We start from the raw sequence: 20,095 nt of genomic DNA, 5'->3' as shown, positions 1-20,095 counted from the left end.
TGATGCTGGTCAAGATCTGCGGAGCCGCCTCGGCCGAGGACGTGGCATCGCTCGACAGCGCCGGGGCCGACCTCGTCGGCCTGTGGCACGGCGTTCCCGGGGGTCGCGCGGAGCTGACGCTCCGTCAACTCACGGTGCTCGCGGACGTCGTACACCGAACGGCGCGACTGCATCCGGTCCTCGTGACCTTCCTCCGCGACGCCGAGGTGCTGCGCGCGGCGACGGCCGCGGCCCGGGTGCGGTGGGTCCAACTGCACGGCTACCAGCCGCCGGGCCTGGTCCGCGCCCTGAAGAGCACCACGGACCTCAACGTGGTCAAGGTGCTGCACCTCGGTGCGGACACCCGCGCGGAGCGGTCCCTGATCGCGGCGTACGAGCGGGCGGGAACGGACCTCTTCCTGCTGGACGCGGTGGCCGGGGACGGCCGGATCGGCAGTACCGGGCAACCGGCGGACTGCGGGGCCGTCATCGAGATCGCGGACCGCCTCTCGCGACCCTTCCTGCTGGCCGGCGGCATCTCGGCCGACAACCGGGAGGACTACCGGGCAGTGGTGGACCACCCCCTGTTCCTGGGCATCGACGTGGACACGGCGGCCAGGGACCTCGACGGACGGCTGAGTACCGACCGGGTCACGGCCGTGCGGCGCGGCTGGGGAGTGACGGACGGCACGGGGGCGGCCAGGCCCTCTCTTTCGGATCACGTCGGATCAGCGCGCGGCGTCGGAGTGCGTGCATCGCAAGGCGGAGGAGGGAGTCCATGCGGAGCATCGGCGACCGACGACAACGCGGCGAGGTGCGTGCTCCGGCGTCGTGCGCCCGGCGTGATCCGAAAGAGAGGGCCTAAATGACGGGCGAGTTCATCGAGGCGCTGCTGGACGCCCGCCGACCGGTGATCATGGAGCTCAAGCGGCAGGACGCCGCAGGGCACGACCTGTTCGGTGACAGGTCGGCCGCCCGTTTGGTCGCCGACTACCAGGACGTCGGCGCACCCTGCCTGTCCGTGGTGACCGGGCGGTGGTTCGGCGGCACCCGGGACCTGTTGCACGAGGTCGTGGCAGCGACGGACCTGCCCGTGCTGCAGAAGGACTTCATCACCCGCCGGAGCCAACTGCACCAGGCCCGCGAGAGCGGCGCGTCCGCGATCCTGCTCACCGCCGCGCTGCTGCCGCGCGCCACCCTGGGCCAGCTGGTCGACCTCGGCCTGCGCCTGGGCCTGACGCCGTTCGTCGAGGTCACCACCGAGGAGGAGATCAGCCGCGTGCCACGCGCCGAGGAGTGCGTGGTCGCGGTGAACAACAAGGACATCGCCACCCGCGAACGCGGCGCGGGCGACCTCGGGCGAAGCTCGTCACTCCTGCCCGCAGTGCTGAGCAGCGGCACCCGGTGCCCGGTGAGTGCCGGGGCCGTCCGCTGCCCCGATGACGCCGCCCGCCTGCTCGGGGAGGGCTTCGCCGGTGTGCTCATCGGGACGGGCCTCCTGCGCGCCGCCAGCCTGCCGGAATGGCTGGACGGCCTCGACGCCCGCCTCGACGCCCGTCTTGGCGCCCGCCTCGACGCCGGCCTCGACGCCGGCCTCGAACCGGATCCACCCGTCCGCCGCCCGGCGGACCCCCCAACCACCGACCTCTGGAGGTAACGGCATGACCAGCGAAGCACCCGAGCAGTGGAAGGTCGTCGTCAACGACGAGGAGCAGTACTCGATCTGGTCCGCCGACCGCGAGTCGCCGGCGGGCTGGCACGAGATCGGTGTACGGGGTGCGAAGGACGAATGCCTCGCGCACATCGAACGCGTGTGGACCGACATGCGCCCGCGCAGCCTGCGCCTGCGGTCCGTCCCGGAGGACGGTGCGCAGTGAACCGGACGCTCGCACCGCACGGTGCGCGCCGGGTGACCGAGCCCATGCTCTCCACCACCCTGAACCTCCCCGGGTGCCAGGCCCGAGGCTGGGTCGTCGTCGACTCCATGGTCGACGGCCTGGCCATGGGCGGCACCAGAATGACCCGGACGGTGACCGAGCAGGAGCTGACCGGGCTCGCCAGGGCGATGACCCACAAGCTGGCGCTGGTCGGCCTGCCCATCGGTGGCGCCAAGGCCGGCATCGCACCCGATCCGGGTGCCACCGTCGAACGGCAGGCGGTGATGCGGGGGTTCGGCCGCGCCGCGGCCCCGCTGCTGCACGGCGGGGTGTACCTGGGCTGCGACCAGGGCACCACCTACGCCGACCGGCAGCTGGCCTTCGAGGCCGCCGGGTACGACGTCACCCGCCGGCCCGGCACCACCCGCCTCACCGTCGGCTGGGCCGAACTGTGGGACCGCATGGCCGACATCACCGGGTTCGGCGTGGCCGTCGCGGTGCTCGGCGCCCTACGGGCCTCCGGTGCGCGGACCCCGCAGCGCATCGCGATCCAGGGCTTCGGCACCGTCGGGCGCGCGGTGGCCGGTCACCTGGCCGCCCACGGCCACCGGGTGGTGGCCGTGGCCGACGTCCGGGGCACCATCGAGGACCACCGCGGACTGCCCGTCGCCGAACTCGCCGCGCTCACCAGCAGCGACGGCACGATCGACCGGAGCCGGCTGCCCGCCCGGGTCACGGTCCACGGGCCCGGGCAGGCGTGGCTGCACGTCGACGCCGACGTGCTGGTGCTGGCGGCATCCGCCGCCGCGGTCGACGAGGAGGCGGTACCGGCGGTCCGGGCCCGCCTGGTGGTCGAGGGCGGAAACCTGAGCTGCACCGCACCGGCCCGCCGGTTGCTGCGCGAGGCCGGCCACACCGTCCTGCCGGACGTGGTGGTCAACGTCGGCGGAGCGGCGGCGACCGGGTGCGTGCTCGCCGGGCTGGCCCCGTCCGACCTGCCGCTCCCGCACCTGTCCGAGTGGCTGCGCGAGTGGGTCTCCAGCAGGATCGCCAGGAACTGCGAGCTGGTGCAGGAGCTGAGCGCCTCGGGCAGCGCCGATCCGGTCGCGCAGCTCCTCGGTCAAGCGGGTCGCCGATAATCGGGTTGCCGCGGCGGCCGGGCGTACGGCAGGGTCCGCACCATGTCTGAACTGCGCGAACTGCCTGAACCGCACGAACCCGAGCGGCCCGAACCCGAGCGGCCCGAACCCGAACTGCGCCGCCTCAGCTCCGACGACTGGCCGCTCTGGCGCGAGCTGCGCCTGGCCGCGCTGACCGAGGCGCCGTACGCCTTCGGCTCGACCCTGGCCGACTGGCAGGGCGCCGGCGACCACGAGGCCCGCTGGCGCTCCCGGCTGGAGATCCCCGGCGCCCTGGACCTGGTGGCGGTGCTGGACGGCCGCCCGGTCGCGATGGCCAGCGGCGTGCCCGCCGACGAGGACGAGACCGCCGCCGAGCTGATCTCCCTGTGGGTCGGCCCGGCGGCGCGCGGCCGGGGCGTCGGGGACCGGCTGATCGGCGAGATCGCCCGCTGGGCCGCCGAGCAGGGGTACGCCACTCTCAAGCTGGCGGTGAACCCGGACAACGACGCCGCCATCGCCCTCTACCGCCGCAACGGCTTCGCCGACACCGACGAGCCCGGCGACCTGATGGCCGACGGCGAGCGGCGCGAGCTGGTCCTGGCGCGGAAGCCCTGACACCGGGGCCCCTACGTCCGGCTGGTCACCTTCGAACGGGCGTGGGACGGGAGGCCGTTGGCGAGGTCCTCGATCATCAGGCGCCAGGCGATGGCGTCCGCCGCGGTGCGCAGCTGGGCGCTGCGCGGGCGTCCGGCGTCGGCGTCCAGGCGGGCGTTGAGCCAGTCCGACCAGGCCCGGGCCAGGGCGCGGACCTCCCGGGTGCCGGCCTCGGTGGGGGAGAGCCGGTCGCCGTCGCGGGTGAGGTAGCCCTCGGCGGCCATCCGGTCGAAGACCGGCTCCAGCACCTCGGGCGGTACCCGCTTGCGGGTGGCGATGAGGTCCAGGGAGGCCTGGCCGACGGCCTTGGTGTGGCCGGCGACCTCCATCAGCGCCCAGGCCCCGGCCAGGTCGACCCGGGTGTCGGCGTCGTCGACGATCGTGCGGACGGTGTCGAGGTCCACGCCGCGGACGAGTTTGCCGACCGCGAACTCCAGGTGCGGGTCGGAGTCGCTGGTGGTCGGCTGGGCGAAGCCCTCGCCGATGTCGGTGGAGCCGGCCCGGGCGGTGTCCCGCAGCTGCACCTGCTTGAGGAAGAGCGCGACCACGAAGCCGACCAGGGCGACCGGCACCGTCCACAGGAACACGGTGTGCAGGGCGTCGGAGTAGCCCTGGACGATCGGCGCCGCCTGCGCGGCGGGCAGTCCGTGCAGGCCCTGCGGGCTCTCGGCGGCGCGGGCGATCAGCGCCGGGTCCGCGCCGGTGAGGCGGGCCGAGGCGGCCACGCCCTTGGCCAGTTCGGTCTTGAGGCTGTTGGCGTAGATGGTGCCGAACACGGCGGTGCCGAAGGAGCTGCCGATGGTGCGGAAGAAGGTCACCCCTGAGGTGGCGGTGCCGAGGTCCGCGTAGTCGACGGTGTTCTGCACGGCGATGGTGAGCACCTGCATGCTCAGCCCGATGCCGACGCCGAGGACGAACATGTAGAAGGAGGCGAGCGCGGTGCCCGTCCCGGGTTCGAGCCGGGAGAGCAGGTAGAGGCCGACGGCCATCACCAGGGTGCCGACGATCGGGAACAGCCGGTACTGCCCGGTCCTGCTGACGGCGGTGCCGCTGCCGATCGAGGCGAGCAGCAGCCCGATCACCATCGGGAGCATCCGTACGCCGGAGACGGTCGCGGAGTCGCCGTCGACGTACTGCAGGTAGGTCGGCAGGAAGGTCAGCGCGCCGAGCATCGCGAAGCCGACGATGAAGCTGAGCACCGAGCAGACCGCGAACACCGGGTTGCGGAACAGCCGCATCGGCAGCATCGGTTCGGCGGCCCTGGTCTCCGCCCAACAGAACAGGCCGAGGGCGACGGCGCCGCCGGCGAACAGGGCGATGATCACCCCGGAGCCCCAGGCGTACTCGTTGCCGCCCCAACTGGTCGCCAGGATCAGGGCGCTGGCGCCGACCGCGACCAGCGCGATCCCCAGGTAGTCGACGACCGGGCGCAGCGCCGAGCGCACCGAGGGAATCGTCCGGGCGGCCGCGGCCACCACCACGATCGCGATCGGCACGTTGACGTAGAACGCCCAGCGCCAGGACAGGTGGTCGGTGAACAGCCCGCCCAGCAGCGGCCCGATCACCGTCGCCACGCCGAACACCGCGCCGATCGCGCCCTGGTACTTGCCGCGCTCGCGCAGCGGGATGACGTCCGCGATCAGGGCCATGGCCGTCACCATCAGACCGCCCGCGCCGATGCCCTGGAGCGCCCGCCAGGCGATCAGCAGCGTCATGTTGGTCGCCAGGCCGCAGAAGAACGAGCCGGTGATGAAGACGATCGCCGAGACCTGGAACAGCAGCTTGCGCCCGTACAGGTCGCCGAACTTGCCGGCCAGCACGGTGGCCACCGTCTCGGCCAGCAGATAGGCCGTCACCACCCAGGACATGTGCGCGGCCCCGCCGAGGTCCGCGACGATGGTGGGCAGCGCGGTGCCGACGATGGTCTGGTCCAGGGCGGCCAGCAGCATGCCGAGCACGATGGTGGCGAAGACGACGTTCCGCTGCCGGATGTCCAGCACCGGCGGGGCGGACGGCGGGCTTTCGGTGGCGGCGCTCATTCCCTCAGCGTCCGGGGCGCGCGCGCCGGACGCGATCGGGCTCGGCCGTCCGGGTGAACGGGCCGCGCGGGCGGGCCAGCCCGCCTGGCGGTGGCGGGCGGCGGGGGCGCACGATGGCCGGACGGCGTGTGCCCGGTGCCCGCCTGGCTCTCTCGTCCGGTCGGCGACGTGCCCGCCGGACGTTCGGAAGGGGCGCCCATGACGGCCCAACCCTCGCGCAGGATCCCGGACGGCCCGCCGCCCAGTGCCTCCGCCGTCAGCGGGCGGGCCGCGGCGCGGCGCTGGCGGGCGCTCGCGGTCTGCCTGGTGGCCGGGTTCATGACGTTGTTGGACGTCAGCATCGTCAACGTCGCCCTGCCGACCGTCCGGGCCGGGCTGCACATGTCCGACAGCGGCCTGCAGTGGGTGCTGAGCGGCTACGCGCTCGCCTTCGGCCTGGTGCTCGTCCCGGCCGGGCGGCTGGGGGACGCGCGCAGCCGGCGGACCGTCTTCCTCACCGGGCTGGCCCTGTTCACGCTGGCCAGCGCGCTGGCCGGGGCGGCGCGCAACCAGGATTGGCTGGTGCTGGCCCGGCTGTTCCAGGGCGCGGCGGGCGGTGTGCTCGTCCCGCAGGTGTCCGGGTTCATCCAGGTCCTCTTCCAGGGCGCCGAGCGCGGCCGGGCCTTCGGCGCGCTCGGCGCGACCGTCGGTCTGTCCACCGCCGTCGGCCCGCTGCTCGGCGGGCTGCTGATCCACCTGTTCGGCCCGCACGACGGCTGGCGCTGGGTGTTCTACGTCAACCTGCCGATCGGCGTGGCCGCCCTTCCGCTGGCCTACCGGCTGCTTCCGGCGCCGCAGGCCGCCGCGCGGGCCGGGCACCGTGACTTCGACCCGGTCGGGATGCTGCTGCTCGGCTCCGGGACGGTCGCGGTGCTGCTGCCGTTCGTCCAGGAGCAGCAGTGGCACAGCGCGGCCCGCTGGCTGCTGCTGCCGCTGGCGGCGGTGCTGCTCGCGGCCTTCGTCGGCTGGGAGCGGTACTACGCGCGGCACCGGGAGCCGCTGGTGAGCATGGGGCTGTTCGCGGTCCGCCCGTACGCGGCGGGGGTGACGCTGTCGCTGGTGTACTTCGCCGGGTTCACCGCGATCTTCTTCATCTTCACGCTGTACCTGCAGACGGGCCTGCACTACTCGGCGCTCGCGGCGGGTGTGGCGGTCACGCCGTTCGCGCTCGGCTCGGCCGTGGCCGCGGCGGTGGGCGGACGGCTGGTCGGGCGGCTGGGGCGGCGGCTGGTGCTGGCCGGGCTGCTGCTGGTGCTGCTCGGCCTGCTGACCTCGGCGCTGGCGGTACAGCAGTGGCCGGGACAGTCGGTGGCCTGGGCGACGGCCCTGCCGCTGCTGGTCGCCGGGGTGGGCAGCGGGCTGGTGATCTCCCCGAACCAGACGCTGACCCTCCAGCAGGTGCCGGTCGCCCGCGCAGGCAGCGCGGGCGGTGTGCTGCAGACCGCGCAGCGGGTCGGCTCGGCGGTGGGCATCGCGGTCGTCGGCTCGGTGTTCTTCGCCCACGCCCAGGGCCCGCGCCCGGACTGGGCGTGGGCCTTCCAACTGGGCGTGGCCGTCGCGGCGGGCCTGGTGCTGGCGGCGCTGCTGGTCGCGGTGGCGGACGTGGCGGCGGGCTGGCACGGCGATTAGGAATCCGGGGTCGGTCAGTGGTCGCGCCGGTGGACCACCGCCACGGCGACCGCCACCGAGGCGAGCGCCCAGGCCGCGTAGGTGGCCCAGGATCCGGCGACGGTGGCGGGGTGCGCCACCGGGAGCGTGTGCGTCAGGTCGACCTGGGACAGTCGCCGCCAGGCCTGCAGCGGCATGGCGTGCAGGAGGTCGGCCGACCAGCGGTAGCGCTCGTTGAAGAACGCGGGCAGGAAGAACAGCACCAGGACGGTGGACACCACGGCGCCGGCGGTGTGCCGGATCAGCGCGCCGAGGGCGAACCCGGCCAGTGCGCAGACCGGGGCGAACAGCGCGGCGGCCGCGACGAAGCGCAGCGCGGCCGGGTGGGCGAGGGACAGGCCGATGTGCGTGTCGGCGAGGACGGCCTGGCAGGCGACGAAGGAGACGCCCGCGGTGAGGACGCCGTAGCCGAGCATGACCACGGTCAGCACGCAGGCCTTGGCGGTGATCACCGCCCGGCGGTCCGGGACGGCCACCAGCGTGGTGCGGATCAGCCCGCTCGCGTACTCGCCGACCACGGCGAGCGCGCCGACGCTGCCCGCGACGATCATCACGACGTCGGCCGCGATGACGGTGAAGGAGTCGCCGAGCGCGACCTGCAGCATGGTGGTCGGATCGCCCTCGCCGACGGTGTAGTGGTCGTAGGTGTACCGGGCCGACTTGAGGTTGGCGGCGATGACGAACAGGGCGCTCAGGCCCAGGACCCAGGCGGTCGAGCGCAGCGACCAGAGCTTGATCCACTCGGCGGCGAGCAGGTCACGCAAGCGGGTGCGCGGGGCGGCGCCGATACCGGTCGAGGGCGTGGCGGTGGTGAGGGTCGGGGTGGTCATCGGGGCTCTCCGGCGAGGTATTCGACGCTGTCGGCGGTCAGTTCCATGAACGCCTCCTCCAGGGAGGCGTTGCGGGTGGTCAGGGAGTTCAGCAACAGGCGGTGTTCCAGGGCGAGTTCGCCGATCCGGGTGGCGTCGAGACCGGTCACGGCCAGCGCGCCGTCCGGGCCGGGCCGGACGGTGGCGCCCGCCGCGGTCAACACGGCCGCCAGCCGGTCGGGTTCGGCCGCCCGGACGGTGACGTCGGTGTGGCCGGCCCGGGCGGCGAACTCGGTGAGGCTCTCGTCGGCGATCAGCCGGCCCCGGCCGACCACCACCAGCCGGTCGGCGGTGTGCTCCATCTCGGCCATCATGTGGCTGGAGACGAAGACCGTCCTCCCCTCGGCGGCGAGGCGGCGGAACAGCCCGCGCACCCACAGCACGCCCTCCGGATCGAGCCCGTTGAGCGGCTCGTCGAACAGCAGCACCGGCGGGTCGCCCAGCAGCGCGCCGGCGATGCCGAGCCGCTGCCGCATCCCGAGCGAGTACCCGCGGATCCGGCGCCCGGCGGCCTTGGTGAGCCCGACCTCGTGCAGCACCTCCTCGACCCGCGCGGCCGGGATCGCGTTGCTGCGGGCCAGCGCCCGCAGATGGGCCGCGCCGCTGCGCCCGCCGTGGACGTCGCCCGCGTCGAGCAGCGCGCCGACGTCGCGCAGGCCGCGCGACCGGGCCCGGAACGGGCGGCCGTCGACGGTGGCGGTGCCGCCGGTCGGGTCGTTGAGGCCGAGGATCAGCCGCAGGGTGGTGGACTTGCCCGCGCCGTTCGGGCCCAGGAAGCCAGTGACATGGCCGGGCCGGACGGTGAAGGTGAGGCGGTCGACGGCGGTGGTGCGGCCGAAGCGCTTGGTCAGCTCGGTGACTTCGATCATGGGCTCAACGGTGCCTGGCAGGGCCCGGCCACCGCATCGGACCGGCGCTGACACCCCGCGCCCCGGCTGCCACCTCCGGTCGTACAACCACGGTCCGATGACGGGACCCGGGCCCGTCGTTACGATCTTCACATGTCTGCGACGCCCTCTCCGCCGCTGTTCCGGCGCGTCCCGCCCGAGGTCTGGGTCGGGGCCGCCTGGTGCGTGGCCGCCGCCTACCCCGCCGTCCTGCTCGGCGGCGCCGCCCGCCAGCACCACGGCGCCGCCGCGCACGGCGGGCTGGCGTTCACCCTGGCCACCACGGCGGTGGCCTTCGTCGGCGCCGCGCTGGTGCGCCGGTTGCCGGTGCTCTCGATCGTCCTGCTGCTCGTCGCCGCCTTCACCGAGACCGACGGCTGGGCCGCGAACACCCAGGTGCCTCCGGCCGCGCTGCTGGCCGTGGACGTCGCGCTCTGCCTGATCACCGCCACCCGGCCGCGCCGCAGCTCCCGGGCCGCGTTCGCGCTGGTGATGGTCTTCCTGGTGCTGCACATCGGCCTGGTGCATGGCAACACCGTCGGCATCTTCACCGGCACCCACATCGGCTCCGCCGACGGCGCCGCGCTGCTCGCCCTGATCGCCTGGCTGGTCGGCCGCTCGATGCGCGAGAACCGCGAGCACGCCCGGGCGTTGAGCACCCGGGCGGCGGCCGAGGCGGTCACCGCCGAACGACTGCGGATCGCCCGCGAGATGCACGACACCGTCGCCCACAGCATCGGCATCGTCGCCCTGCAGGCCGGCGCCGCCCGCCGGGTCATCGACACCCGGCCCGACCGGGCCCGGGAGGCGCTGGCCGAGATCGAGAACGCCGGACGGGAGACCCTGGCCGGGCTGCGCCGGATGCTGGTCGCGCTGCGCCGGGCCGACGGCGAGGCGTCCGCGATCGTCCCGCAGGGCCTGGCCGACCTCGACCGGCTGGCCGCCGCGACCACCGCCGCCGGCGTCCGGGTCGAGGTCCGGCGGCAGGGCGACCAGGGCCCGCTGCCACCGGAGGTCGACCTCTCGGTCTTCCGTGTCATCCAGGAGTCCGTCACCAACGTGGTGCGGCACGCGGACACCCGCTCCTGCCTGGTCCGGGTCGACCGCCGGACGGCGGGCGAGGTGTCCGTGGAGATCACCGACCGGGGCCGGGGCCGGGGCGGCGAGCCGGGCGGCGGCTTCGGCCTGGCCGGGCTGCGCGAGCGGGTCGCCCTGCTGCACGGCGAGTTCGACGCCGGGCCGCGCCCCGAGGGCGGCTTCCGGGTCACCGCCCGGCTGCCGCTCGCCGTGGAGGTGGGCGCGTGATCCGCGTCCTGCTGGTCGACGACCAGCCGCTGGTCCGGGCCGCGCTGGAGATGGTCATCACGGAGACCACCGACGCCGAGGTGGTCGGCGAGGCCGGCACCGGCGCCGAGGCCGTCCGGCTGGCCGGGGAACTGCGGCCCGACGTGGTCGTGATGGACCTGCGGATGCCCGGCATGGACGGCATCGAGGCCACCCGCCTGATCACCGGCGGCGGCGGGCCGGCCAGGGTGGTCGTGCTCACCACCTTCGACGACGACGACCACGTGTACGCGGCGCTGCACGCCGGGGCGTCCGGCTTCCTGGTCAAGGACATGGCCTTGGACGACATCCTGGCCGCCGTCCGGGTGGTCGCGGCCGGGGACGCCCTGATCGCGCCGAGCGTCACCCGTCGGCTGATCTCCTCCTTCGCGGAACAGCGGCCGGCCCGGGTGCCGGCCGCCGCACCGGGGCAGAGCCCGGCCGCCCGGCGGCTCGACGCGATCACCGACCGCGAGCGGGAGATCCTCACCCTGGTCGGCCGGGGCCTGTCCAACACCGAGATCGCCGCCGAACTGGTCCTCAGCATCGCCACCGTGAAGACCTACATGACCCGGCTGCTCGCCAAACTCGACGCCCGCGACCGGGTCCACCTCGTCATCCTGGCCTACGAGGCGGGCCTGGTCTCCGTCACGGGCTGAGGAGGTTCAGCGCTTGATCGCCACGCCCGCGTACATCGCGATGTCCTGGTCGCGGATCGGCGCGGCGTCGGCGTCCGGGCGCCAGTGGTGGACCAGGGTGACGCCGGGGTCGAGGAGTTCGTAGCCGTCGAAGAAGGCCGTGGTCTCCGCCTGGTCCCGGATCTGCAGCGGGATGCCGCGTGCGTTGTACTCCCGGCCGACGCCGCCCACGCCCACCGGGTCGGTGTCGCCGGTGAACACGGTCAGGGCGAGGAAGCTGCCCGGTGCGAGGGCGTCCATGAAGCGGCGCACGATGCCCTGCGGGTCGTCGTGGTCGAGCACGAAGTGGACGATGGCGATCAGCGACAGCGCCACCGGCTGGGACAGGTCCAGGACTTCGCGCAGCCGGGGGTTCCGGATGATCGACTCCGGGTCGCGGAAGTCGGCGTCCACGTAACAGGTGCGGCCCTCGGCCGTGCTGGACATCAGGGCCCGCGCGTGGGTGAGCACGATCGGGTCGTTGTCGACGTAGGCGACCCGGGCGTCCGGGGCGATCCGCTGGGCGATCTCGTGCACGTTGGGCGAGGTCGGGATGCCGGTGCCGACGTCCAGGAACTGCCGGACGCCGTGCTCCTCGGCGAGGTGGCGGACGGCGCGCTGCATGAACTCCCGGGTGGTGCGCATCGAGATCGGCAGCGAGGGCCAGGCCTGCACCGAGGCGTGCGCGGCGACGCGGTCCGCCTCGAAGTTGGTCTTGCCGCCGATGAGGTAGTCGTAGACCCGCGCCGAGTGCGGTACGTCCATCCGCAGATCCACCGAGGGGTACTCCTCCTGCGGACCGCGCTGCGCCCGGACCTCGTTCGACATGCTCGTCCTCCCGTTGCTGGGGTGCCGTCACCGGCCGCCACGGTGGCGGGCCATGGTGCGCATGGTAACGGTGTTCCGGGACGACGAGATGACGATCACTCAGCCTCCGGGTCGCCCCGCCGGGCTGCCGGCAGGGCGACCCGGCCGACTACTGGGGCTGGGCCGTCGGGTTGTCGGCGGTGAGGGCGCCGGCCTGCCCCGGGAGGACCGGGTGCTTCCCGTACGATCCGCCGGCGGCGGCGAGTTCACGCGCCGCGCCCGTCCAGGCGGCGCCGAAGGCCCAGGTCGAGAACCACTCGCAGAGGTACAGCGGCCGGACGGCCCAGTTCGAACCGATGCCGGTCACCCCGGCGACGACGGCGAGCAGCAGGAGGACCAGGATCAGCACCCCGGCCGCCAGGTACGCCCAGCCGACCCGGGACGGCTGGGCCGAACTCGGGTTCCGGAAGGAGAAGAGGCAGAACATCGCCAGCACGAACAGCAGCAGGCTCGCGAAGACGAGGTGCAGCACGCCGACCGTGGCCTGGAACGTCGTCGCGTCCCGGGGTGCGGTCGGGCACAGGGCGACCCCGAGCGCGAACACGCCGGCGGCGGTGCTCCAGCGGTCGTCGCGGCGGTCGAAGCGGTAGCAGATCAGGAACACCCCGAGCGCGCACAGGCCGCCCACGAAGAGGTTCCGGGTGCTGGTGTAGTACGAGCCGCTCATCGAGGCCGGCCAGAAGCCCGCCGTGCTCTGGCCTCGGAACTCGGCGAACAGCCAGTTCCCCAGCGGCAGCGCGAGCGGCAGCACTATGCCGATCAAGCCGACGCCGAGCCGTAGGAATGTGATGGTCCGTTCGTCCTGGTTGGTGTGGGTGCCTCCCCGGGCGGCGACCTCGTCGCGCCCCCGGGCTTCCGCCGTCCGTCCGTCGTGAGTCACGGACGCCTCCTTGCCCTCCGTGCAGTGACCAGCTGTCACCTGGTGTACCCGCCTCGCCGCCCGCCGCACCCCGGGTGACCGGGCGGTTTCGCGAAGTGTCACGCGATGGGCGGCGGGGCCGGAAGGGGAGTCAACCGGTGGGGCTGGCGGCCCTGGAGATGAGGGAGTCGAGCAGGGCCGCGCCGCGCTCGGCGTCGTCCACGCTGACGGCGAACTCGCCGCCGCGCCGGGTGCGGACCACCAGGCAGACCCCTCGGCGCAGCATCACCGTGGTGCCGAGCCCGTTGATGCGGTAGCCCCAGCCGCCGGCCTGGGCGGGGGTGCGGGTCTCGGCGCGGGCCGATTCGAGGTCGGCGGGGGACCAGCGCCGGCTGGGCCAACCGAAGGGGCCGAAGCCGACGGACAGGCCCCGGTCGGTCACCCGGGCCTGCACCGAGGAGCAGGCGAGCACGAGGACGGAGGTGGAGGCGAACGGCACGATCAGCGACCAGTTGAGCGCGATCAGCCCGCTGGCCGGGGCCAGCACGCCGCCCACCGCGCCCAGCCCGAGGACGGCGGCGGCCAGCTGCAGCCAGGGGTTGACGGCCCGGGAGAGCCAGACCAGCTGCTCGCCCGGGGCGGCCGCCGGCACCGTCGCCCCCGTCGCCGGGCGTGCCCCGGCCGGGGAGGCCTGGTGCGGGCGGGTGGCCAGCCAGGTCAGCAGGCCGGCCAGGCCCGCCGCCGCGATGATGAGGACCACCTCGACGCCCATCGGCGCGGCGTCCTGCCAGCGGGCGCGGTCCAGGTTGGCGTGCACGATGGAGGTCTGCGCCCCGGTCAGGAGCACGCCGCCGGTGGCCAGTGTCACCCCGGTGGCGCCGCGCGAGCGGGCGGGCCAGAAGCGGAAGGCGGCGGCGGTGGCCAGCACCAGCACCAGCCAGGTGGCCGCCGGGAACAGTGCGGCGGCCGTCAGCGACATGGCACCGTCCGGGTTCCGCCCGCTCCAGTGGGTGGCGAGCCGGTCCGGCAACCGGGAGCGCGCGGCCCACGGCAGCGCGATCAGCAGTCCCAGCACGCCGGCCGACCAGGCCGCCGCACCCCAGACCGCGCCGCGCTGCGGCCCGTTCCCCCGCCGCGCGTTCTCCCGACGCCCCTTCCCCTGACGCCCGTTCGTCCTGGGCCCCTCGTCCGTCACGACATCCCCCTGATCATGTCCACGAGATCGTTCGCGCTGTAGCCGGCCCGGGCCGCGTCTGCGACCAACTGCCGGACCCGCTCGGTGAGTTCGGAGCGGGTGTCGGCCTCCGCCGCGACGGTGATGCCGCGGCCCCGGCGGAACTCCAGCACGCCCTCGTCCCGCAGCGTGCGCAGCCCGCGCAGGATGGTGTTGGTGTTCACCCCCAGCGCCCGGGAGAGCTCCCGGGCCGGGGGCAGCCTGTCCCCGGGCGTGCACTCGCCCTCGGCGATGGCCCGCCGGATCGCGCCCGCGACCTGCTCGTGCAGGGGGCGGGCGTCGCCGGTGTCCAGCTTCAGCAACATGGTGCTATTGACGATAGCACCATCCGGATCATCCGGCGTCTGCGCGCAGGAGGGGGCGAAGCCAGGCCCTGGCCGTCCCCTCGCGCGCCCCGGCGCCCGGGCGGAGCATGGACACCGAGGAGGTGGCGGCGCGGCGGTGAGCGGACGACTGCGGGTGTTCCTGGGGGCGGCGCCGGGGGTCGGCAAGACGTACGCCATGCTCGCCGAGGGCCGCCGGCTGCGCGACGAGGAGGGCCTGGACGTCGTCGTCGGACTGGTCGAGACCTACGGCCGCCGGGGCACCGAGCAGCAGCTCGGCGACCTGCCCGTCCTGCCCCGCCGGACGGTCGGCCACCGCGGCACCACGTTCACCGAACTCGACGTCCACGCCCTGCTCGCCCGCCGCCCCCAACTCGCGCTCGTCGACGAACTCGCCCACACCAACGCCCCCGGCAGCAGCCACGACAAGCGCTGGCAGGACGTCCGCGAACTCCTCGACGCCGACATCGACGTGGCCACCACCGTCAACATCCAGCACCTGGAGAGCCTCAACGACGTCGTCGAACAGATCACCGGCGTCGCCCAGCGCGAGCGGATCCCCGACGAGGTGGTCCGCGCCGCCGACCGGATCGAACTCGTCGACCTCAGCCCGCAGGCCCTGCGCACCCGGATGGCCCAGGGCGCCATCTACCCGACCGACCGGATCGACGTCGCCCTCGACCACTACTTCCGGGCCGGCAACCTCGGCGCGCTGCGCGAACTCGCCCTGCTCTGGCTGGCCGACCGGGTCGAGGAGGAACTCGCCGACTACCGCGCCCGGCACGGCATCCGGGCGCCCTGGGAGACCAAGGAACGCATCGTCGTCGCCCTCAACGGGGCCCCGCAGGGCGAGCACCTGATCCGCCGCGGCGCCCGCATCGCCGCCCGGGTGCACGGCGACCTGATCGGCGTGCACGTCCGGCTCGACGACGGCACCGCCGTCCGCGAGCCGCCCACGCTCGCCGGGCAGCGCGCGCTGCTGCACGAACTCCACGGCGGCTACGTCGAGGTGAGCGGCGGCGACGCCGCCCGCGCCCTGGTGGACTTCGCCCGCACCGAGAGCGCCACCCAGATCCTGCTCGGCCCGACCAGCCGCAGCCGCCTGCGCGAACTGGTGTCCGGTTCGGTGATCAACCGCGTCATCCGGCTGGCCGGACCGATCGACGTCCGGGTCGTGCCCCCGCCCGAACCCGGGCTGCTGGCCGTTCCGCCCGCGCCCCGGCGCCGGCGCCCGGCCGCCGTCCCGGCACGCCGCCGACGCCTCGCCTGGCTGACCGGGCCGGCCGGGACGGCAGCCCTCGTCTGGGCGCTCTCCCCGCTGCGCGACGCGCTCGCACTACCCGGCGCCCTGCTCTGCCTGCTGCTCGCCGTCGCCGCCACCGCCCGGCTCGGCGGCCTGCTGCCCGCCGCCGGCAGCACCGCCGTCGGGCTGCTCGCCGCCGACTACTTCTTCACCCGGCCCTGGCACAGCCTCGCCGTCGCCCGCGGCGCCGACCTCGCGGCACTGCTGCTCTTCCTCGCCGTCGCCGGGATCATCGCCCACCTCATCAACGGCCTCGCCCGCCGGTCCCAGCAGGCCGACCGGGCCCGCGCGGAGGCGGCCGTGCTGGCCCGGCTGGCCGGCGACACGGTCGACGGCGGGGCCCGGGCACTGCCCGACCTGGTCGCCGACCTGCGCCAGGTGTTCGGCCTGGAGGGCTCCGTCGTCCTGGTCCGCTCCGGTCCGCTCTGGCGCCCGGTCGCCGCCTCCGGCGCCACCCTCCCGCAGCGCCCCGACGAGGCCTCACTCGCCGTCGACCTCGGCGCGGACACCGTCCTGGCGCTGCGCGGACCGGCGCTCACCGAGGAGGACACCCGGCTGCTGGGCCCCTACGTCACCCAGCTGCGGCTGGCCCGGGAGCGCGAGCGGCTGGCCGTCCAGGCCGCGGCGGCCGAGACCCTCGCCCACGCCGACGCCCTGCACACCGCGCTGCTGGAGGCCGCCGGGCAGGACCTGCACGCGCCGCTCGCGGCGCTGCGCCGCGAGGCCGCCGCCCTGCCGGGGCCGCCGGGGCGGCGGATCGCCGCCGAGACGCGCCGGATGGAACGCCTGGTCGCCGACCTGCTGGACCTCAGCCGGCTGCGGGCCGGCGAGAAGCCGGTGCTGCTGCGCCCCACCGCCCTCGCCCCGGTGCTCGCCGCCGCCCTCGCCGACCTGCCCGGCGAGCAGGGCGGCGTGCGGCTCACCCTCGCGGACGGCCTGCCGCCCGTGCTCGCCGACGCGGGCCTGCTGGAACGCGCCCTCGCGGACGTCCTCACGGCGGCCGCCCGGCCCGCCCTGGTCGACGCGGGCGCGGTGGCCGGGCGGGTCCACCTCCGGGTGACGGCCCCCGGCCCGGCCGCCGAGGGCACCGGCCTCATCGTGGCACGCGGCTTCGTCGAGGCGATGAACGGCGAACTGACCGCCGAACCCGCCCCCGGCGGCGGCACCGCCTACACCTTCGACCTCGCCCGCGCCCCGGGTGCGCCCCAGCGCTAGGGTCGGTAGCCCTCGGTCAGGCCGAACTCCCGGAGTGGCGCGCCGACTTCGGTCGACTCCGCCCGGTGCGGCCATCGCCGGCGCCGGAACTCCGGGCCGGGCAGGTCCGGCTCGGCCGGACGGGTGACGGTGGGTGCCGGTGGCCGGTCCGCGTATGGAGTGCGTTGGGAAGGCGGCCCCGGGCGTCAGGAAGGCGTCAAGGACGGGCGGCGGGCGGCGGGCGCGGCGGTTGGGTGGAGGGCGACGGACCAGGCAGGCAACGACGACGCGAGGACGGATCATGCACGGCAACGGACGGCACGAGGGCAGTGGCGGCGGCAGGGTGGTGGTCGGGGTCAGCGGATCGCTGGGCAGCCTCGCCGCCCTGCACCGCGGCGTGGCGGAAGCCCGCCACCGCGGCGCCGAACTCGTGCCGGTGCTGGCCTGGGAGCCGCCCGGCGGTGAGTTCGGATACCGCCGGTCGCCGTGCCCGCCGCTGCTCGCCGCGGTGCGCGAGGCGGCCGAGCGGCGGCTGCTGGACGCCCTCGACGCGGCGTTCGGCGGCGCCGACCCGGGCGTGCCGTTGCGCCCGCTGGTGATCCGGGGGGAGACCGGGCCCGCCCTCGTCCAGGCCGCCGACCGGCCGGAGGACCTGCTGGTCCTCGGCCAGAGCGGCGGACTGCTGCGCCGCCGGCTGCGGGGCTCGGTGCCGGCGTACTGCGCGCGGAAGGCGGGCTGCCCGGTGCTGACCGTCCCGGTGCCCGGGCTGCTGCACGAGCTGGAGGCCATGAACCGGCGCACCCGGTGGCACCTTCCGGTCGGCGAGATGTCCGAACTCCTCTTCGTGAAGGGTTAGTTCGCGGTGCGGATGTACGCGGCCCGGCCCGGCGGGCGGCACTACCACCCGGTGCTGGAGCGGCTGTCCGCCCCGACCTCGGGCACGGTGGCCCTGCTCGCCGGTGGCGCCCTGGCGCTGGGCCTCGGCGGGCTCGGCGAACTGCACTCCGGCTGGCTCGCCCACGTCGCCTACCTCGCGCTGTGCGGAATCGTCGGCGGCTTCTCCCGGCCCCGGGCGGCGCCGCTGATCGGACTGGCGGCCTGGCTCTGCTGCAACGCCTTCGCCGAGCACCGGTACGGCGAACTGGGCTGGTCCGGGCCGTGGCCGGAGGGCGGGCACCTCGCGATGTTCGCCGCCACCGCCCTGCTGGTGGCCCTGCCCACCACCCTGCCGCGCCGGACGGTCCGGGTGGCGCGGCTGCGCCTCGACACTCCCGTCTGAGGCCCCGAGACGGCCCGTCACCGGCCTTCGGGCCGGCCGGCGGGCTACGCCGAACCCCGGGCTCCGGCCGGTACTCCGGAGCCCTCGGCAACCGGTGGAACACAGGTAGGCGGCGCGCGGCGCCGTGGCGGCGGAGCGGTCGCCGTTCGGACAGCGGTCCCGTCGATCCGGTCGGGCACCGCCGCGACCGCACCACCGCCGCGCGCCGCGCGCCCCGTCCGCCTCCCACCCCGGGCCCCCGCCGCCCGGCCGCCCGCCCCGGTGGGCGCTACGCTGAGACGACCAGATCGGTCCTCGCGGCCCCCGCTGCGCACCTAAGGGGATGGGACCAGTGTCGGCCTCCCCGACCAGCCCCCCAACCGGCGTTCCGACCGGTTCCGGCGCGGGTGAGAAGGGCCTGAAGAGCGGCGCCCTGGGCCTGCTCTCCTCGGTGTGCATCGGCCTCGCCTCCACCGCCCCCGCCTACAGCCTGGCCGCGACGCTCGGCATCGTCGTGGTCGGCGTCGGCCTCCAGGCGCCGATCGTCACCGTCCTGGCGTTCATCCCGATGCTGCTGATCGCCTACGCCTACAAGGAGCTCAACGCCGCCGACCCGGACTGCGGCACCACCTTCACCTGGGCCGCCCGCGCGTTCGGCCCGCGCACCGGCTGGATGGGCGGCTGGGGCATCGTCGTCGCCGACGTCATCGTGATGGCCAACCTGGCGCAGATCGCCGGGGTGTACGGCTTCCGGCTGGTCGGCCTGGACTCGCTCGCGGCCAGCCGGGTGTGGACGACCACGGCGGGGGTGGTGTGGATCGTCCTGATGACGGCCATCTGCTACGTCGGCATCGAGCTGTCCGCCGCCCTGCAGCGGTGGCTGCTGGCCGTCGAGGTGGTGGTGCTGGTCCTCTTCTCGGTCACCGCGCTCGTCACGGCGTACAGCTCCGGCGCGCCCGCGACCGCCATCCCGGTCGACGCCTCCTGGTTCAACCCGTTCAACGTGCCCTCGACCTCTGCCTTCACCGCCGGGATGCTCGCCGCGGTCTTCATCTACTGGGGCTGGGACACCGCGGTGTCCGTCAACGAGGAGACCGCCGACTCCGCGCGCACCCCCGGCCGCGCGGCGGTCATCTCCACCGTGCTGCTGCTCTTCATCTACGCCCTGGTCGCCACCTCGGCGCAGTCCTTCGCCGGGGTCGGTGCCGACGGCATCGGGCTCGGCAACCCGCAGCACTCGGGGGACGTGCTGTCCGGCCTCGGCGACGCGGTGTTCGGCACCTCCGGCTTCGGCGCGGTGCTCAGCCGGCTGCTGATCCTGATGGTGCTGACCTCGGCCGCGGCCTCCACCCAGACGACGATCCTGCCCACGGCCCGCACCACCTTCTCGATGGCCAGCCACCGGGCCATCCCCAGCGGCTTCGCCCGGGTGCACCCGCGCCACCGGACCCCGACCTGGTCGACGGTCGCCATGGGCCTGGCGTCGATCGGCTTCTACGTGCTGCTCACCGCGATCAGCGGCAACGTGCTGGCCGACTCGATCGCCTCGGTCGGCCTCGGCATCGCCTTCTACTACGGTCTGACCGGCTTCGCCTGCGTCTGGTACTACCGCCGGGCGCTCACCCGCAGCGTCCGGGACTTCGTGGGCAAGGGCGTGCTTCCGCTGGCCGGCGGCCTGATGCTGCTGTACTTCTTCGCCTACGGCGCCTTCGACGTCTACGCCGACCCGGACTACGGCGCCACCTCGATCGACCTGCCGGTGATCGGCCGGGTCGGCGGGGTGACGGTGATCGGCCTGGGCGCACTGCTGCTCGGAGCGGTGTTGATGCTGGCGCAGCGGGTGCTGCAGGGGTCCTGGTTCCGCCACCCGGACGTCCCGGTGAGCGCCGCCGACCCGGCCGCCGCGCCCTGAGCCGGGCGACGG

19 protein-coding genes are annotated in these 20,095 nt (G+C 74.7%); 12 read left to right on the top strand and 7 right to left on the bottom strand.

Annotated features, from left to right (window positions below; translation table 11 throughout):
* Positions 1-2: 2 nt before the first annotated feature.
* From ACIOJE_RS03935 to ACIOJE_RS03915, 5 genes are read left to right on the top strand one after another with little or no spacing between them, the layout of a single operon-like run.
* Positions 3-848 (top strand): N-(5'-phosphoribosyl)anthranilate isomerase, encoded by an 846-nt coding sequence (locus tag ACIOJE_RS03935; protein WP_400773114.1) that lies wholly within the window; start codon positions 3-5, stop codon positions 846-848.
* The gene (locus ACIOJE_RS03930) at positions 845-1,636 is read left to right on the top strand and encodes an indole-3-glycerol-phosphate synthase (protein ID WP_400773112.1); all 792 of its coding nucleotides are present in this window, start codon (positions 845-847) and stop codon (positions 1,634-1,636) included. Before ACIOJE_RS03935 ends, ACIOJE_RS03930 begins: the two co-directional genes overlap by 4 nt.
* 4 nt (positions 1,637-1,640) lie before the next feature.
* Positions 1,641-1,856 (top strand): MbtH family NRPS accessory protein, encoded by a 216-nt coding sequence (locus tag ACIOJE_RS03925; protein WP_280681355.1) that lies wholly within the window; start codon positions 1,641-1,643, stop codon positions 1,854-1,856.
* Positions 1,857-1,888: 32 nt separating this feature from the next.
* Positions 1,889-2,995 carry a Glu/Leu/Phe/Val dehydrogenase dimerization domain-containing protein gene (locus ACIOJE_RS03920; protein ID WP_400773110.1) on the top strand — a complete coding sequence of 369 codons (1,107 nt, stop codon included), beginning with the start codon at positions 1,889-1,891 and terminating at the stop codon, positions 2,993-2,995.
* A 42-nt stretch (positions 2,996-3,037) separates the two neighbouring features.
* Positions 3,038-3,592: a GNAT family N-acetyltransferase gene (locus tag ACIOJE_RS03915; protein ID WP_400773108.1), complete on the top strand. Its 555-nt coding sequence runs from the start codon at positions 3,038-3,040 to the stop codon at positions 3,590-3,592.
* A gap of 11 nt (positions 3,593-3,603) precedes the next feature.
* On the opposite strand, the gene ACIOJE_RS03910 is transcribed toward ACIOJE_RS03915, so the two are convergent.
* The gene (locus tag ACIOJE_RS03910; protein ID WP_280681346.1) at positions 3,604-5,670 is read right to left on the bottom strand and encodes an MDR family MFS transporter; all 2,067 of its coding nucleotides are present in this window, start codon (positions 5,668-5,670) and stop codon (positions 3,604-3,606) included.
* Between the two features lie 198 nt (positions 5,671-5,868).
* On the opposite strand from ACIOJE_RS03910, the gene ACIOJE_RS03905 reads away from it, so the two are divergent.
* The gene (locus ACIOJE_RS03905) at positions 5,869-7,338 is read left to right on the top strand and encodes an MFS transporter (protein WP_280681344.1); all 1,470 of its coding nucleotides are present in this window, start codon (positions 5,869-5,871) and stop codon (positions 7,336-7,338) included.
* A 14-nt stretch (positions 7,339-7,352) separates the two neighbouring features.
* On the opposite strand, the gene ACIOJE_RS03900 is transcribed toward ACIOJE_RS03905, so the two are convergent.
* Together ACIOJE_RS03900 and ACIOJE_RS03895 are read right to left on the bottom strand one after the other, a co-directional pair.
* On the bottom strand, positions 7,353-8,207 hold the full coding sequence (locus ACIOJE_RS03900) for an ABC transporter permease subunit (protein WP_280681342.1): 855 nt from the start codon (positions 8,205-8,207) through the stop codon (positions 7,353-7,355).
* Complete coding sequence (locus ACIOJE_RS03895; RefSeq protein WP_400773105.1) at positions 8,204-9,115, bottom strand: ABC transporter ATP-binding protein; 912 nt, start codon at positions 9,113-9,115, stop codon at positions 8,204-8,206. Before ACIOJE_RS03895 ends, ACIOJE_RS03900 begins: the two co-directional genes overlap by 4 nt.
* 132 nt (positions 9,116-9,247) lie before the next feature.
* Here ACIOJE_RS03895 and ACIOJE_RS03890 point away from each other — a divergent pair, with 132 nt between their 5' ends.
* A complete protein-coding gene (locus ACIOJE_RS03890; protein WP_400773103.1) occupies positions 9,248-10,438 on the top strand; it encodes a sensor histidine kinase in 1,191 nt (396 codons plus the stop codon).
* Between the two features lie 50 nt (positions 10,439-10,488).
* The gene (locus tag ACIOJE_RS03885) at positions 10,489-11,115 is read left to right on the top strand and encodes a response regulator (RefSeq protein ID WP_400773405.1); all 627 of its coding nucleotides are present in this window, start codon (positions 10,489-10,491) and stop codon (positions 11,113-11,115) included.
* 6 nt (positions 11,116-11,121) lie between these two features.
* Here the strand turns inward: ACIOJE_RS03885 and ACIOJE_RS03880 are convergent, their stop codons facing one another.
* From ACIOJE_RS03880 to ACIOJE_RS03865, 4 genes are all read right to left on the bottom strand, one after another.
* Positions 11,122-11,961, bottom strand: coding sequence for an SAM-dependent methyltransferase (locus ACIOJE_RS03880; protein WP_280681337.1), 840 nt, complete (start codon positions 11,959-11,961; stop codon positions 11,122-11,124).
* A gap of 148 nt (positions 11,962-12,109) precedes the next feature.
* On the bottom strand, positions 12,110-12,880 hold the full coding sequence (locus ACIOJE_RS03875; RefSeq protein ID WP_280681335.1) for a hypothetical protein: 771 nt from the start codon (positions 12,878-12,880) through the stop codon (positions 12,110-12,112).
* Between the two features lie 130 nt (positions 12,881-13,010).
* A complete protein-coding gene (locus ACIOJE_RS03870) occupies positions 13,011-14,054 on the bottom strand; it encodes a DUF1648 domain-containing protein (protein WP_400773102.1) in 1,044 nt (347 codons plus the stop codon).
* On the bottom strand, positions 14,051-14,398 hold the full coding sequence (locus ACIOJE_RS03865) for a GntR family transcriptional regulator (protein WP_280681330.1): 348 nt from the start codon (positions 14,396-14,398) through the stop codon (positions 14,051-14,053). The genes ACIOJE_RS03870 and ACIOJE_RS03865 overlap by 4 nt, the downstream gene beginning before the upstream one ends.
* 136 nt (positions 14,399-14,534) lie before the next feature.
* Between ACIOJE_RS03865 and ACIOJE_RS03860 the strand changes: the two genes are divergently transcribed.
* From ACIOJE_RS03860 to ACIOJE_RS03845, 4 genes are all read left to right on the top strand, one after another.
* Positions 14,535-16,934: a DUF4118 domain-containing protein gene (locus ACIOJE_RS03860; RefSeq protein WP_400773100.1), complete on the top strand. Its 2,400-nt coding sequence runs from the start codon at positions 14,535-14,537 to the stop codon at positions 16,932-16,934.
* A 280-nt stretch (positions 16,935-17,214) separates the two neighbouring features.
* Positions 17,215-17,769 carry a universal stress protein gene (locus ACIOJE_RS03855; protein ID WP_280681326.1) on the top strand — a complete coding sequence of 185 codons (555 nt, stop codon included), beginning with the start codon at positions 17,215-17,217 and terminating at the stop codon, positions 17,767-17,769.
* 6 nt (positions 17,770-17,775) lie between these two features.
* Positions 17,776-18,192, top strand: coding sequence for a hypothetical protein (locus ACIOJE_RS03850; RefSeq protein ID WP_280681324.1), 417 nt, complete (start codon positions 17,776-17,778; stop codon positions 18,190-18,192).
* 331 nt (positions 18,193-18,523) lie between these two features.
* Positions 18,524-20,083 carry an APC family permease gene (locus ACIOJE_RS03845; RefSeq protein WP_400773097.1) on the top strand — a complete coding sequence of 520 codons (1,560 nt, stop codon included), beginning with the start codon at positions 18,524-18,526 and terminating at the stop codon, positions 20,081-20,083.
* The last annotated feature ends 12 nt before the right edge of the window (positions 20,084-20,095 follow it).

This window comes from Kitasatospora sp. NPDC087861 (assembly GCF_044742585.1).
Lineage (GTDB): Bacteria > Actinomycetota > Actinomycetes > Streptomycetales > Streptomycetaceae > Kitasatospora.
Note: the sequence above shows the minus strand (reverse complement) of the source record. Positions and strands in the feature narration are given on the sequence as shown.